This window comes from Aeromonas sp. CA23 (assembly GCF_002587065.1).
Taxonomy (GTDB): Bacteria; Pseudomonadota; Gammaproteobacteria; order Enterobacterales; family Aeromonadaceae; genus Aeromonas; species Aeromonas bestiarum.
In genome coordinates this window covers 1643858-1657181 of sequence record NZ_CP023818.1, presented here as the reverse complement: position 1 = coordinate 1657181, position 13324 = coordinate 1643858, and the positions used below count along the sequence as shown (strand labels likewise).

At 60.3% G+C, this 13324-nt stretch carries 11 protein-coding genes and 5 tRNA genes; 12 read left to right on the top strand and 4 right to left on the bottom strand.

The genetic code is table 11. From position 1 onward, the window contains the following. Positions 1–48 precede the first annotated feature (48 nt). The 3 genes from CK910_RS07770 to dapA all read right to left on the bottom strand — a co-directional run bounded on the left by CK910_RS07770 (position 49) and on the right by dapA (position 3764). Positions 49–1152 (bottom strand): EAL and HDOD domain-containing protein, encoded by a 1104-nt coding sequence (locus CK910_RS07770; RefSeq protein WP_098982025.1) that lies wholly within the window; start codon positions 1150–1152, stop codon positions 49–51. 4 nt (positions 1153–1156) lie between these two features. Then, positions 1157–2797 (bottom strand): sensor domain-containing diguanylate cyclase, encoded by a 1641-nt coding sequence (locus tag CK910_RS07765; RefSeq protein ID WP_098982022.1) that lies wholly within the window; start codon positions 2795–2797, stop codon positions 1157–1159. A 94-nt stretch (positions 2798–2891) separates the two neighbouring features. Next, a complete protein-coding gene (gene dapA, locus CK910_RS07760) occupies positions 2892–3764 on the bottom strand; it encodes a 4-hydroxy-tetrahydrodipicolinate synthase (RefSeq protein ID WP_043554405.1) in 873 nt (290 codons plus the stop codon). Positions 3765–4042: 278 nt separating this feature from the next. Between dapA and rsmC the strand changes: the two genes are divergently transcribed. From rsmC to CK910_RS07715, 9 genes are all read left to right on the top strand, one after another. After that, positions 4043–5071: a 16S rRNA (guanine(1207)-N(2))-methyltransferase RsmC gene (gene rsmC / locus CK910_RS07755; RefSeq protein WP_098982020.1), complete on the top strand. Its 1029-nt coding sequence runs from the start codon at positions 4043–4045 to the stop codon at positions 5069–5071. Between the two features lie 107 nt (positions 5072–5178). Further along, a complete protein-coding gene (glgC, locus tag CK910_RS07750; RefSeq protein ID WP_274454401.1) occupies positions 5179–6438 on the top strand; it encodes a glucose-1-phosphate adenylyltransferase in 1260 nt (419 codons plus the stop codon). Beyond that, complete coding sequence (gene glgA / locus CK910_RS07745; RefSeq protein ID WP_098982017.1) at positions 6428–7888, top strand: glycogen synthase GlgA; 1461 nt, start codon at positions 6428–6430, stop codon at positions 7886–7888. Before glgC ends, glgA begins: the two co-directional genes overlap by 11 nt. A gap of 116 nt (positions 7889–8004) precedes the next feature. Next, positions 8005–8090 (top strand) — tRNA-Leu (locus CK910_RS07740). A 56-nt stretch (positions 8091–8146) separates the two neighbouring features. Beyond that, positions 8147–8231: transfer RNA gene (locus tag CK910_RS07735), tRNA-Leu, on the top strand. A gap of 44 nt (positions 8232–8275) precedes the next feature. Next, positions 8276–8361: transfer RNA gene (locus tag CK910_RS07730), tRNA-Leu, on the top strand. 44 nt (positions 8362–8405) lie between these two features. Continuing rightward, positions 8406–8491 (top strand) — tRNA-Leu (locus CK910_RS07725). Positions 8492–8562: 71 nt separating this feature from the next. Continuing rightward, positions 8563–8648, top strand: a tRNA-Leu gene (locus CK910_RS07720). Positions 8649–8757: 109 nt separating this feature from the next. Further along, on the top strand, positions 8758–9024 hold the full coding sequence (locus tag CK910_RS07715) for a late competence development ComFB family protein (protein WP_043137219.1): 267 nt from the start codon (positions 8758–8760) through the stop codon (positions 9022–9024). Positions 9025–9027: 3 nt separating this feature from the next. Here the strand turns inward: CK910_RS07715 and CK910_RS07710 are convergent, their stop codons facing one another. Further along, a complete protein-coding gene (locus CK910_RS07710) occupies positions 9028–9234 on the bottom strand; it encodes a hypothetical protein (RefSeq protein WP_021141290.1) in 207 nt (68 codons plus the stop codon). Between the two features lie 302 nt (positions 9235–9536). Here CK910_RS07710 and nhaC point away from each other — a divergent pair, with 302 nt between their 5' ends. From nhaC to CK910_RS07695, 3 genes are all read left to right on the top strand, one after another. Further along, positions 9537–10946, top strand: a complete 1410-nt coding sequence (gene nhaC / locus CK910_RS07705; protein ID WP_043137222.1) for a Na+/H+ antiporter NhaC — start codon at positions 9537–9539, stop codon at positions 10944–10946. Between the two features lie 105 nt (positions 10947–11051). Further along, complete coding sequence (locus tag CK910_RS07700; RefSeq protein ID WP_043137224.1) at positions 11052–11975, top strand: LysR family transcriptional regulator; 924 nt, start codon at positions 11052–11054, stop codon at positions 11973–11975. 200 nt (positions 11976–12175) lie between these two features. After that, positions 12176–13321, top strand: coding sequence for an ABC transporter substrate-binding protein (locus CK910_RS07695; RefSeq protein WP_098982011.1), 1146 nt, complete (start codon positions 12176–12178; stop codon positions 13319–13321). Positions 13322–13324: the final 3 nt, after the last annotated feature.

Here is a 13324-nt window from a genome sequence, read left to right as displayed (position 1 = left end):
TGAAAATGGGTCCCCATTCTAGCCAGAGCCACACCCCGTCGCCATGACCTAGGTGGCGAGAAACGCTTGCCCCCACATTTGTGCCTGAAAATAGATGGGGGTCAGCTTGGCGGGATCCAGCTGATAGTTAGGTGCCAGCTGGGCAAGCAGCGGCCAGTTCCCCTGCTCATAGGTCTTCACCAGCTGGAACAGATGAAAGAGCGGCCCCTCACTGGACTCGAGCGCCCGTTTCACATCCTTGGGCAGATGGGCCTTGAGCTGCTCGGAGAGCAGCGAGCCATCCAGCACCAGCCCCACCAGAAACGCCCAGCTGGCGACGGCCTTGCCGAGCGCGGTCACGGCGATCAGCTCGCAGAAACGGCCACGGGCGATGGCCATGCGGGTACAGGCCTCCGGCATGTGCTGACTGACCCGCGCCAGCCCGTAGATGAGCACGAACTTGCGGATCTCCTGCTCCCCCAGATAGGAGAGCGCCCGTGTGACCGAGACGATGGGGCTGGCGTGATCGAAGCCGGGGGCGTTGACATAGGTCATCAGCTGGCCCGGCAGCCAGGCGTCCTGCTCCAGCAGGCTGGCGACCCTGGCAAAGGAGAACTCCTCATGGCAGATGATTTGCAGTATCTCCTGCACCAGCTTCATGTCCGGCTGGGCGGCGCGCTGATTCACCAGCTCGGGACGCGCGAGGAAACCGCCGGCGAAGAAGTCCACCCCCGCCTCCTTGAGCGGCAGAAAATCGCCCCAGGTCTCGATGTCGAGCGCCATCCGCTTGTGCTCGGTCGGCTGACTGATCCCCTCCTCCCCCATCCAGAACACCAGCAGCCGGGAGGCGTTGAACCAGCGGGGCTCGCGCTGGGCGCCGTGCACGGCCAGGCGGCGTCGATAATCGCGCCACTGGGCCAGTACGGGAAACGAGGCGGGCAACCGCTCGGCCGAGGCCTCGACCAGTGGGATAGTGTCCTGATCGAACAGCAGAGGGCGTTGCTCATCGAGCTGTTCATGGCTGAAGGGCAGCAAGTATTGGCGCCCCTGGGCCAGCAGACGGCATTGCGTCGCGAGAAGAGTCCATTCGGCGGGGTCGGCAAGCTGATAGTCCATACCATAGGCAACGAGGGCGAGACGACGATTGAAGATGGGATAGCGACGTAACAACATGGGCTCACCGATAGGCTAGCGTACACGCCCTCCCCTGCGACTTGGCATGATAGAGCGCCTGATCGGCCTGTTCGGTCAAGCTCTGCCATGTTCCATCCAGCGAGGGAACCAGATAGCTAAAGCCTATGCTAACCGTAATGAAATCAGCAACTCGGGAAGCCGGATGTGGGATCTTTAATTCACTGAGCCCCTCGTGAATCCGCTCCGCCAACCGCTCGGCCTCTTCGGGTTGCGGGCCGCACAGCAGGATCACGAACTCCTCCCCGCCGTAGCGGGCCACCAGGTTGGTGCGTCGCCGCTCCGCCTCCTGCAGCAAACTGGCCACCTGTTGCAGACACAGATCCCCCTTGGCATGGCCGAAGTGATCGTTGTAGGACTTGAACTCGTCCACGTCGATCATCAGCACCGCCAGCAGGCCCTGGTGACGACGGGCCCACTCCCACTCCCGCTGCATGGTGAGATCCCAGTGGCGACGGTTGGCGATGCCGGTCAGGGGATCCTCCAGCGACAGCAGCGACAGCCGCTTGTTGGCCTCCTCCAGCGCCCGGTTGGTCTCCGCCAATTGCATAGTGCGCTCGCTGACCCTCAGCTCCAGCTCCCGGTTGAAGCGCTCCAGCGCGGCCTGGGTGCGCTGACGGATCAACAGCTGGGAGAGCATGGCCGCATACTGCTTGAAGATCTCGCTCTGGTACGCCTTGAGCGGCCGCCGCCACAGCAGGTTGTCGGCGGCGATCCAGCCGATGGGTGTGGCGCCGTCCCACAGCGAGACCATGGCATTCCAGCCGCGCCCCACCTCCTGCTTCTCGTAGTAGAGCGGCGCATCTTCCAGCACCAGCACATAGTCCTTGCGGCGCAGGGCCTCCTGCACCGTGGGGTGCTCCGGAATGGGGCTGATGAAGTGGTGCTCGTCGATGAGTTCGCCCGCCTCGTTGGTGCCCCAGGTGCCATGCATTGTCTTGAACTCGGCGTCGACCAGGAAGATGGCGATGCGGTCGAACTGCAGATCCTGACGGGCCAGCGCCACCGCATCGTGCAGCAGTTGATGCTCGCTGTCGCAGCGGGAGAGTTTGACCCCCACCTGATGCAGCGCCTGCAACATGCTGAGGAAAGAGTCTTGCAGCGCCTGGCTGCGGATGAGATCGGCCTGGGTGTGCCTGCGCTGATCCCGCTCCTGATCGATCTGGCTGGCGAGCAACCGGCTCTCCAGCTCGGCGGCCAGGTAGTGCATCAGCAACTGGATGCTCTGCTGCTGGCGTCGGGAGAGGCGATCGAGGCGACGGCGGGTTTCCAGATAGACCACGGCCTTGAGCCCCTTCTGGCGTTTGAGCGGGAAGCAGGCACGCAGGCGTGGAATTTCGGGTTCGACCGTCTCCCAGACATCGGTCGTCGGGGCTATCTGCTCCACCACCAGCTGGCCCTTGTCGAAGGCATGCTCGATGAAGATGACGGGGAGCTTGAGGGGGGCGGCAATGTCCGCATTCAGGCAGATCAGCCCCTGATCGAGCTGAAAGCTGTAAAGTTGGGACTCGGGAGCCCGCAACCAGAGGTAAATTTGTTCGGCTTCTGTCTTTTCCCTGACCGCTGCCAGCGTCACTTCACAGAGATGTTCAAAACTGGTGAAGTGCTCTGGATCCCATTCCTGCATGCCTGCCATCCTTGGTTGTATCCAAGCGAGTATATCGGCAAACCTTGCACATTAATTGACTAGGCAGTCAAAAGCGCGATCCAGAGCCCAATTTTTATAACAAATTCAATGCCTGCATCGCGCTGCGGATGCGCTCGCGGGTCGCCTCGGACAGCGGCATCACCGGCAGGCGACACTCTTCGCTGCAAAAGCCCAGCAGGGAGACCGCATACTTGGCGCCCGCCGGGCTCGGCTCGGCGAACATGGCCTGATGCAGCGGAATGAGCGTGTCCTGCAACTCACGGGCGGCCTGCCACTCACCGGCCAGCGTCAGATTCTGCACCTCGGCCACCAGCTTGGGGGCCACGTTGGCCGTCACCGAGATGCAGCCCTGGCCGCCACCTATGTTGTAGGCCACCGCGGTGGCATCTTCGCCGGAGAGCCAGGCGAACGGCTTCTTGATCAGCTGGCGCTCGGTCCAGGGGCGGGCCAGGTCGCCGGTGGCATCCTTCACGCCAGCGATGCGTGGCAGTTCGGCCAGGCGGGCCAGGGTCGCCGGTTGCACGTCCACGATGGCGCGCGGCGGAATGTTGTAGACGATGATGGGCTTGGTCGTCGCATCGTGCACCGCCTTGAAGTGGTGGTAGAGCCCCTCCTGATTGGGACGGTTGTAGTAACCGGCCACATGCAGGGTCGCGTCGGCCCCCGCCTGCTCGGCGTGGCGGGTGTATTCGATGGCTTCGACCGGGTTGTTGGAGCCAGCGCCGGCGATCACGGGAATGCGCCCCGCCACCTGCTTGACCACCAGTTCCACCACCCGGCAATGCTCGTCGTGGGTCAGGGTCGGGCTCTCACCCGTGGTACCGACCGGCACTATGCCGTGGGTCCCCTGCGCTATGTGCCACTCCACCAGACGGGCCAGTGCGGCCTCATCCAGCTGGCCCTGTCGAAATGGGGTGATCAGGGCAACTATCGAACCTTGAAACATGGGATTTCCTTCTCCGTTGACTCGCATATGGCAATAAAAAACCCCGGTACGGGCTGCGCAACCGGGGTTTGAATCTTCTCAGGGATGAGAGGTTACGCGCGAACGTCGGCAGGCCCGAATGTCAGGCTTTTCTTGTGCTTTCGTTTCAACCCGTTGAACCGCATTTCATCATCTCTGGTCAAAAAATGGTGTCTGGGCATATTTCGGGAACACGGCATAAATGTCAAGGCGAAAGGGGCTATGTATAATGGCCGCCCAAAATTGTGTGGAGAGACCCGATGAGCAGCCCTGTCAGTGCCGTCAGCCAGATGCTGGAACGAAACCAAACCCTCTTTGTCGGCAAGCGGCTACTTGTCTGCGGGACGCTGGAGGATGACTATCCCCGCCAGCTGGCCGAGCTGGCCCGCTCCCTGACAGTATTCACCACGGACTATTGCTACTACCGCAGTCAACAGGCCGCACTGGGGGACGCCATCCAGTTCGATCACCAGCTCGGCGGCGCCCCCCGTTTCGATGCTTTGCTGCTGCTGATGCCCAAGGCCAAGGCCGAGGCGCAATACCTGCTGGCCATGATGACCCCCCTGCTGGAGGCTGGCGCCGATCTGTTTCTGGCCGGTGAGAATCGCGGCGGCATCAACGGCGCCGACAAGCTGCTGGCCCCTTACGGCGACAAGCCCATCAAGCGCGACTCGGCGCGCCGCTGCTCCCTCTATCACGGTGAGCTGAGCAAACCGGTAGCACCATTCGAACTGGACGCCTGGTTCAGCCGGTATGAATGCAAGGCGGGTGAGACGGAATTGACCGTGCTGGCGCTGCCGGGGGTATTCAGTGCCGACGAGCTGGATCTGGGCAGCCAGATGTTGCTGGCCAGCCTGCCGCCGATGCGGGGCAAGCTGCTCGATTTTGGTTGCGGCGCCGGTGTCATAGGGTCAATGCTGGCCAAACGTAATCCGGATCTGGCGGTCAGCATGGTGGATATCAGCGCGCTGGCGCTGGAATCGAGCCGCCGCACCCTGGCCGTCAATGGCTTGCAGGGGAAGGTTCATGCCTCTGACGTTTACTCCGACATTGCTGAAAAGTTTCAACATATCGTCTCGAACCCTCCCTTCCACGCCGGGCTCAAGACCTTCTATGCGGCCACCGAAACCTTCCTCGCCAAGGCACCGGAATACCTGTCGGCGAATGGCGGTCTGACCATAGTCGCCAACGCCTTTCTGCGATATCAGCCTATACTGGATACGCACTTCAAACGGACCGAAGTGGTCAACAGCGACAGCAAATTCAAGGTGTATCTGAGCAAAGTGTAAATAAGTGTAACCGGTGTAATAAAACAAGTAGAGGGCCCCATCCGGGATCTGATAAGGTAATTGTCAATCGTTTAACCACCCCTTTAGGGGTGTTTTTTTGCAGTGAGCTGAAAACCTTTTCATATCATAAATTCAGGGAGAGAAATACGATGGCAGGCATACTCACCATGATACTGGCAGGCGGCGAAGGAACCCGTCTCCAGCCGCTTACCACCACTCGCAGCAAGCCCTCTGTCCCGTTCGGCGGCAGCTATCGACTGATCGACTTCGTCCTCAACAACTTCGTCAACGCAGACTTCCTGCGCATCTACGTATTGACCCAATTCAAGTCCCAGTCCCTCTATCTGCACATGAAGAAGGGCTGGAACATAGTCGGCATCACGGACCGCTTCATCGACCCCATTCCTGCCCAGATGCGGATGGGCAAACGCTGGTATGACGGCACGGCCGATGCCATCTACCAGAACCTGCGCTTCATCGAGATCTCCGACCCCGAGCACGTCTGCATCTTCGGCTCCGACCACATCTACAAGATGGATGTGAGCCAGATGGTGACCTTCCACAAACAGAAGGCCGCCGCCCTGACCGTCGCCGCCCTGCGCATGCCCATCGAGGAGGCGAGCGCCTTCGGGGTGATCGAGGTGGATCAGGAAGGGCGCATGATAGGTTTCGAAGAAAAACCCAAACATCCGAAGCACATCCCGGGGGATCCCACCCAGGCACTGGTCTCGATGGGAAACTATATCTTCGAAACCGAAGCGCTCTACCGCGAGCTCAAACGCGATGCCGCCGAGGAGAACTCCAGCCACGATTTTGGCAAGGACATCATCCCCAGCCTGTTCCCGCGCGCCCCCGTCTATGTCTACGACTACAGTACCAACGTGATCCCGGGCGAGAAGCCCAACGTCTACTGGCGCGACGTGGGCACCCTCGACTCCTATTGGCAGGCGCACATGGATCTGGTGGCGGACGACGCCCCCTTCTCCCTCTACAACCGCAAGTGGCCGCTGCACACTCACTATCCGCCCCTGCCGCCAGCCACCTTCGTCGATACCGATGACTGCAAGGTCAAGATTGCCAACTCCCTGATCTCCGGCGGCTGCTTCATTCAGGGCAGCCAAATCCAGCGCTCCATCCTGGGTTTTCGCTGCAACATAGGCCCCTGCAGCCACATCAGCGAGTCGGTGTTGCTCGGGGATGTGAAGATTGGCGAAGGCTGTTCCATTCGGCGCGCCATCATTGACAAGAACGTTGAAATTGCACCCGGCACCGTGATCGGTGAAAATCTGGACCATGACAGAGAGAGATTTACCGTATCCGAAGGCGGTATCGTCGTGGTACCTAAGGGAGCAAGAGTTGGCTATTAACCCACTGAAAATCCTGTTTGTTGCCTCGGAAGTTGAGGGGCTTGTGAAGACCGGGGGCCTGGCGGACGTGGCCAGAGCCCTGCCGCTGTATCTGGCCCAGAAGGGCCATGACGTCAGGATCATCTTGCCCTTCTACAAGACGATCAAACGCCGTGATGAGGCCAGACTGATCGCCTCGCGCTGGTTGCCAACCCATCCGGGACTGCCGGATATCGGCTATCGCATCTATCAGATGGCGCTGGAAGGAGTCTGTGTCTACCTGCTCGACTGCCCGCAATATTTCGATCGACCCCAGCTCTACGCCGAGAACAACCAGGCCTATGGCGACAATGGTGAACGCTTCGCCTTCTTCTCGGCCGCGGCCCTGCATGCTTGCGAACAGCTCAACTTTGCCCCCGACATAGTGCACTGCAACGACTGGCATACCGGTCTGCTGCCGCTGCTGCTCAAGTCCCGTCATGCCCATAACCCCTTCTTCCAGCACACCCGCAGCGTGATCAGCATTCACAACGCGGCCTTCCAGGGGGTGTTCGGTCGGGAGCAGTTCTGGGCCATGCCCGAGATTGCCGAGTATGAACAGCGCATCAGCTACGACTACGGTCACATCAACCTGCTCAAGTGCGGGGTGCTCTATGCCGACAAGATCAACGCGGTCAGTCCCAACTACGCCAGCGAGCTGCTGACTCACCTGGGCGCCCACGGCATGGCCAGCATCTTCCAGCAGCGGGCAGCCGACCTACGCGGCATTCTCAATGGCTGCGACTATCAGGACTGGGATCCGGCCTTCGACGACTTCCTGCCCGCCACCTATGACGTCGACAACCTCGCCGGCAAGCGGGTCTGCAAGCAGACGCTGCAACAGGAAACCGGCCTGCCGGTGGCGGATCTGCCCATCTACGGCATGGTGTGCCGGCTGACCGAGCAGAAAGGGGTGCACCTATTGCTGCCGGTGCTGGACAAGTTCCTGCATCACAAGGTGCAGGTGGTGATAGTGGGCTCGGGGGATCCCTCCCTCGCCGCCCAGTTGCAGGCCATGGCTCAGCAGTACCCGGACAAGTTTGCCTTCATCAACACCTATGACGATAGGCTGGCCCACCTGGTGGAAGCGGGCGCCGACTTCTTCCTGATGCCATCCCTGTTCGAACCCTGCGGTCTCAACCAGATGTACAGCCTGGCCTACGGCACCTTGCCGCTGGTGCGGGCCGTCGGTGGCCTGAAAGATACGGTAGTGGACTGGGATGCCGATCCCGAGCATGCCACCGGCTTCTGCTTCAACGATCCGACCGCCAACATACTGCTCGATGCCATGCGCCGCAGCCTGCTCTATTACCTGCAGGATCCCGAACGATTTGCCAGAGTGCAGCGCAACGCCATGAACACCCGCTTCAACTGGCCGGACTCGGTCACCCAGTATGAGCAGATGTATCGGGACGCCCTGGCGCGTCAATGACGCTAATTGCTGAAGTTTTGTGCCCTTAGCACTGCTTTGAACGTCAACAGCGAAAAAAGTCCCCTTTGGCTGTTGACGCTCTTCCAAAACTCTATAGAATCCCCCACCGCAGTGATGCGAAGGTGGCGGAATTGGTAGACGCGCTAGCTTCAGGTGTTAGTGTCCCACGGATGTGAGGGTTCGAGTCCCTCTCTTCGCACCATACTGCAACATGCTTTTATCAGACAGCATGTCAATCCAGACTGATAACCCGAATGTGCGAAGGTGGCGGAATTGGTAGACGCGCTAGCTTCAGGTGTTAGTGCCCCCGGGTGTGAGGGTTCGAGTCCCTCTCTTCGCACCATGCTTCTCCAGACAGCATGTAAATCAAAACTGGTAACACAATGTGCGAAGGTGGCGGAATTGGTAGACGCGCTAGCTTCAGGTGTTAGTGTCCCACGGATGTGAGGGTTCGAGTCCCTCTCTTCGCACCATGCTTCTCCAGACAGCATGTAAATCAAAACTGGTAACACAATGTGCGAAGGTGGCGGAATTGGTAGACGCGCTAGCTTCAGGTGTTAGTGCCCCCCGGGTGTGAGGGTTCGAGTCCCTCTCTTCGCACCATGATTCTGACATGTAAAAACAGAGCAATGCGCTCCAACCGCATTTAAAAACCAGCTGGAGAAAATCAGTGTGCGAAGGTGGCGGAATTGGTAGACGCGCTAGCTTCAGGTGTTAGTGTCCCACGGATGTGAGGGTTCGAGTCCCTCTCTTCGCACCATTCATTACATAAAAAGCCCATCACGCAAGTGATGGGCTTTTTGTTTTTACTCCTTGTTATGACTATGCTTTTGACGACTTACCGCCCATCGTCATGCCAAGGAACGCATATGATACTGGATACCGACATTCACAACTTCTACGAGCATCTGGTGCTCAAGGAGATTGAGAGACAGGGTCTGAACCTGACGCTGAACGCCAACCAGATGGCCGATCTCTGCTGCCTGACCCTCAACCAGCTGCCCTCCCACTACATACGTCACGACGTCGACATGATCTACTTCCTGACCGATGCCAAGCGTACCGAGATGGAGAAAAACGTCATTGAGTCGCTCAAGCTGGCACAGGAGAAGGTCCAGAGCGCCCCCATCCCCTGATCCTCACCAAGGCTGCTGCCAGATCAGAGCCGCTATGCCGGTCATCCCGGCCACCGGCAGCAGAATAAGGGCAGGCCTCAGCCTGGGTTCCAGCATGACCCAGGCGGCCAGCACAAAGCCAAGACTCCAGATGCCGTACTCCTTCTCCTGACCCCAGCCCAGCACGGCCAGCAGCCCGACCAACAGCATGACTCTCACAATCCAGATCATGGTGATGTCTCCTCCCGCATTATTTGATAACGATTATCATTTGTATTTTAGGAGTATGCAATCGGACTTTTCTATCAGAGTCGAATGTCCCATAGGGGCAAACAGAGCACTCAAAAACGGGTTATGAGATCAACTAATTTGTAAGTTTTTCAATCAAAACTGCATTTTTGCTAAATCTGTTGGGATTTGCCCCCCCAGGTTTGTGGTAGATTGCGGCCTCTTTTTGGGTTGGCCCCTCGGGATACGTGTATCCACAGGACGAGAGGGACTGACCTTGGCGAGCAAGAGTTTAGGAAGTATCTATGCAAAACCAACAAAACCACATCCGACTACCGGGCATGTCGCAGGTGTTTGCCTGCCTGGCCATTTTCCTGGCCCTGGCCTTCTCGTTTACCAGCGTGCTCGACCTGCCAATCCAGTTGGCGCTGTTCATCGCCTGGTTCGTCATCATGGGGCTCGGCATCAAGCTAGGCCATGATTACAAGTCCCTGGAGCAGGCCGCCGTCGATGGCGTCTCCAAGGGGATGGGGGCCATCCTGATCCTGGTCTCCGTCGGTGCCCTGGTCGGCACCTGGATCGCCGGCGGCATAGTGCCCAGCATCATCTACTTCGGCCTCAAGGTGATACACCCCTCCATCTTCCTGCTGGCGACCCTGATCATCTGCTCCCTCACCTCCCTGGCCACCGGTACCTCCTGGGGCTCTGCCGCCACCGCCGGCATCGCCATGATGGGCATTGGCCACAGCCTGGGCGTCCCCGCCCCCCTGGTGGCCGGCGCAGTGCTCTCCGGTGTCTATTTCGGTGACAAGCTCTCCCCGCTCTCCGACTCCGTGGTGCTGGCATCGACCATGTCCAACGTCGATGTGGTGGAACACATCAAGGGGATGCTGCCCATCAGCCTAGTCTCCTATGTCATCACGGCCGTGCTGTTCACCCTGGTCGGCATGCAGTACTCCGGCAATGTCAGCCTGGAGCAGGTCAATCTGGTGATGGAGGCGCTCGACAAGCAGTTCAACATCACGCCGCTGGCCATAGTCCCCGTGGTGCTGGTGCTGGGCCTCTTGGCCAACCGCAAACCCGCCTTCCCGGTGATCAGCTTCGGCGCCCTGCTGGGCCTGATCTGGGCCATCGCATTTCAGGACATGGATCCGGTCAAGGCGATGCACTCCGCCTACAGCCCCTTCCCCATCATCTCCGGCATCGACTTCATCGACAACATCCTGGGTCGCGGCGGCATGGAGTCCATGCTGGGCTCGGTGGCCGTGATCATCTTCGGTCTGGGCTTTGGCGGCCTGCTGGAGAAGGTCGGTATTCTGGAAGTGATTGCCGGCGCCTTCGAGAAGCGCATCAACAGCGTCGGCAGCCTGACCAGCCACACCATAGGCACCGCCTTCCTGGCCAACGTGTTCGGCTCGGCCATGTATGTGTCGCTGATCCTGACCCCCAAGATCATGGCCAAGAACTACGACCGGCTGGGGCTGGCACGCAAGAACCTCTCCCGCAACGCCGAGTTCGGCGGCACCCTCACCTGCGGCATGGTGCCCTGGAGCGACAACGGCATCTTCATGGCCGGGGTGCTCGGGGTCGCCACCCTCGACTACCTGCCCTACATGTGGCTCAGCTTCACCTGCATCATAGTGACCATCACCCTCGCCTACCTGGGCAAGGCGGTGAACCGGGTTCCGCTGGTGGCCGCTGCCAGCTCCCGCTAATCGTTGCGAGATCAATGACAAAGGCGCCATCACGGCGCCTTTTGTTTGAGCGGGATTCGAGGTTAAGCTGGCAGCCACCCCAGTCGCGAGTGGCAGGATGCCCAGATGAATTTTACCTTTCGCCAGATCCGCTATTTCGTCGCCGTAGCCGACAGTTTCTCGGTCAGCCGCGCCGCCGCCGAGCTGCACATCTCCCAGTCGGCGGTCACCAGCGCCATTCGCGAGCTGGAAACCGAGCTGGGCGCCGCCCTGTTCGAGCGCAATCCGCGCGGGGTCAGCCTCACCACCCAGGGCCACCAGTTTCTGCTGCACGCACGCCGCATCCTCGGCGCCATGACGGAGGCAGGCCAGTCCCTCAAGGCGGTGGCCCAGCAGGATCAGGGCCAGCTCACCATAGGGGTCACTACCCTGGTGGCCGGTTACTACCTGTCGGAGGCGCTCGGCCGCTTTCGCCGCGCCTTTCCGGCGGTGCGGATCGAGGTGAAGGAGGATGAACAACCCTATCTCGAGCACCAGATAGTCAACGGCGAGGTGGACGTGGGGATCCTGATGACCAACCGCACCATCCGCCAGGAGGCGTTCGATACCGAGCTGCTGACCCGTTCACCGCTGCGGGTCTGGCTCGCTGCCAACCACCCGCTCTGCGCCGAATCGACCCTCTCCCTCAAGGCACTCGGCGAAGAGCCCATGATCTCGCTGACCGCCGATCAGCTGGACCAGATCATCGGCGGCGGCCTGCGCCGCTACGGCATAGCGCCGCGTATCGTGCTGCGCACCGCCTCGGTGGAGGCGGTGCGCAGCCTGGTAGCCAGCCAGCTCGGGGTTGCCCTGTTGCCGGACTTTGCCTATCGCCCCTGGTCACTGGAGCAGGAGCGGGTCGAGGCCCGCACCATCAAGGAGCCCATTCCCGCCATCGACATAGGGCTGGTGTGGCGGCGCGGCTCGCGGCTGGATTGGACTGCCCGCGAATTCATCGACATAGTGCGGGATCAGAGCCGCTTGCGGGCCCGCCAGCAGGTTTCTCGCTAACCGTTCCCGGAGACCTGACGACCGCATTTGCCACAGAAATTCAGATTCATCTGCACTCGATATCGATTTAGCAGATACCTCTGGCGTTAAAAATTGAAATTCTCATTACCACCGTCTTCTCCTACGCTCATGACTGGTTAACAGGATGTTAATTGCCATTGCGGTATCGCCATGGTTTCCGATCATGCAAGGAGAGCAAGATGAAACTGACCCCCCTGACCCTGGCCCTGATCCCCGCCCTGCTGGCAGGCCAGACCCAGGCTGCCCCCACCGAGCTCGGCAAGGGTGAAGGCCAACTCAATATCGTGGCCTGGGCCGGCTACATAGAGCGTGGCGAGACCGACAAGAACTACGACTGGGTGACCGGCTTCGAGAAGGAGACAGGCTGCAAGGTCAGCGTCAAGACGGCGGCGACCTCGGACGAAATGGTGGCGCTGATGAACGAGGGGGGCTTCGATCTGGTGACCGCCTCCGGCGACGCCAGCCTGCGCCTCATCGCAGGGGGCAAGGTACAGGCGCTCAACCTGGCGCTCATCCCGAGCTACAGCAAGATAGATCCCCGCCTGCAGAGTGCTCCCTGGCACACTGTAGACAGCAAGCACTACGGCGTGCCCTACCAGTGGGGCGGCAACATACTGATGTACAACACCAAGGTGTTCCCCAAGGCCCCCGACTCCTGGAGCCTGGTGTTCGAGGAGCAGACACTGCCGGACGGCAAGTCCAACAAGGGACGGGTACAGGCCTTCGACGGCCCCATTCACATCGCCGATGCAGCCCTCTATCTGATGACCCACCAGCCGGCGCTCGGCATCAAAGACCCTTACGAGCTGAACGAGGATCAGTACAAGGCCTCCCTCGAGCTGCTGCGCAAGCAGCGCCAGCTGGTGGGCCGCTACTGGCACGATGCCTTCGTCCAGATCGATGACTTCAAGAACGAGGGAGTAGTGGCCTCCGACTCCTGGCCCTTCCAGGCCAACACCCTGATCGCCGACAAGCAGCCTATCGCCACCACTGTGCCCAAGGAAGGGGTCACCGGCTGGGCCGACACCAGCATGGTACACAGCGAGGCCAAGAACCTGACCTGCGCCTACCAGTGGCTGGAGCACTCCCTCAACAACAAGCTGCAGGGGGATCTCGCCTCCTGGTTCGGCTCAGTGCCCGTGGTGCCCGCCGCCTGTGAGGGCAACGCCCTGCTGGGGAAAGAGGGCTGCAAGACCAACGGCATCGACAACTTCGATCGGGTGCACTTCTGGCGTACCCCCGTCTCCCAGTGCAAGAGCCAGGGGACTTGCGTGCCCTACTATCGCTGGGTCTCCGACTATATCGCCATCCTGGGTGGTCGCTGAGCT

Excerpts from the sequence above, each read along its gene's own strand:
- CK910_RS07770 (WP_098982025.1), bottom strand. The coding sequence starts at position 1,152 with ATGTTGTTACGTCGCTATCCCATCTTCAATCGTCGTCTCGCCCTCGTT.
- CK910_RS07765 (WP_098982022.1), bottom strand. The coding sequence starts at position 2,797 with ATGCAGGAATGGGATCCAGAGCACTTCACCAGTTTTGAACATCTCTGT.
- dapA (WP_043554405.1), bottom strand. The coding sequence starts at position 3,764 with ATGTTTCAAGGTTCGATAGTTGCCCTGATCACCCCATTTCGACAGGGC.
- rsmC (WP_098982020.1), top strand. The coding sequence starts at position 4,043 with ATGAGCAGCCCTGTCAGTGCCGTCAGCCAGATGCTGGAACGAAACCAA.
- CK910_RS07715 (WP_043137219.1), top strand. The coding sequence starts at position 8,758 with ATGATACTGGATACCGACATTCACAACTTCTACGAGCATCTGGTGCTC.
- CK910_RS07710 (WP_021141290.1), bottom strand. The coding sequence starts at position 9,234 with ATGATCTGGATTGTGAGAGTCATGCTGTTGGTCGGGCTGCTGGCCGTG.
- nhaC (WP_043137222.1), top strand. The coding sequence starts at position 9,537 with ATGCAAAACCAACAAAACCACATCCGACTACCGGGCATGTCGCAGGTG.
- CK910_RS07700 (WP_043137224.1), top strand. The coding sequence starts at position 11,052 with ATGAATTTTACCTTTCGCCAGATCCGCTATTTCGTCGCCGTAGCCGAC.
- CK910_RS07695 (WP_098982011.1), top strand. The coding sequence starts at position 12,176 with ATGAAACTGACCCCCCTGACCCTGGCCCTGATCCCCGCCCTGCTGGCA.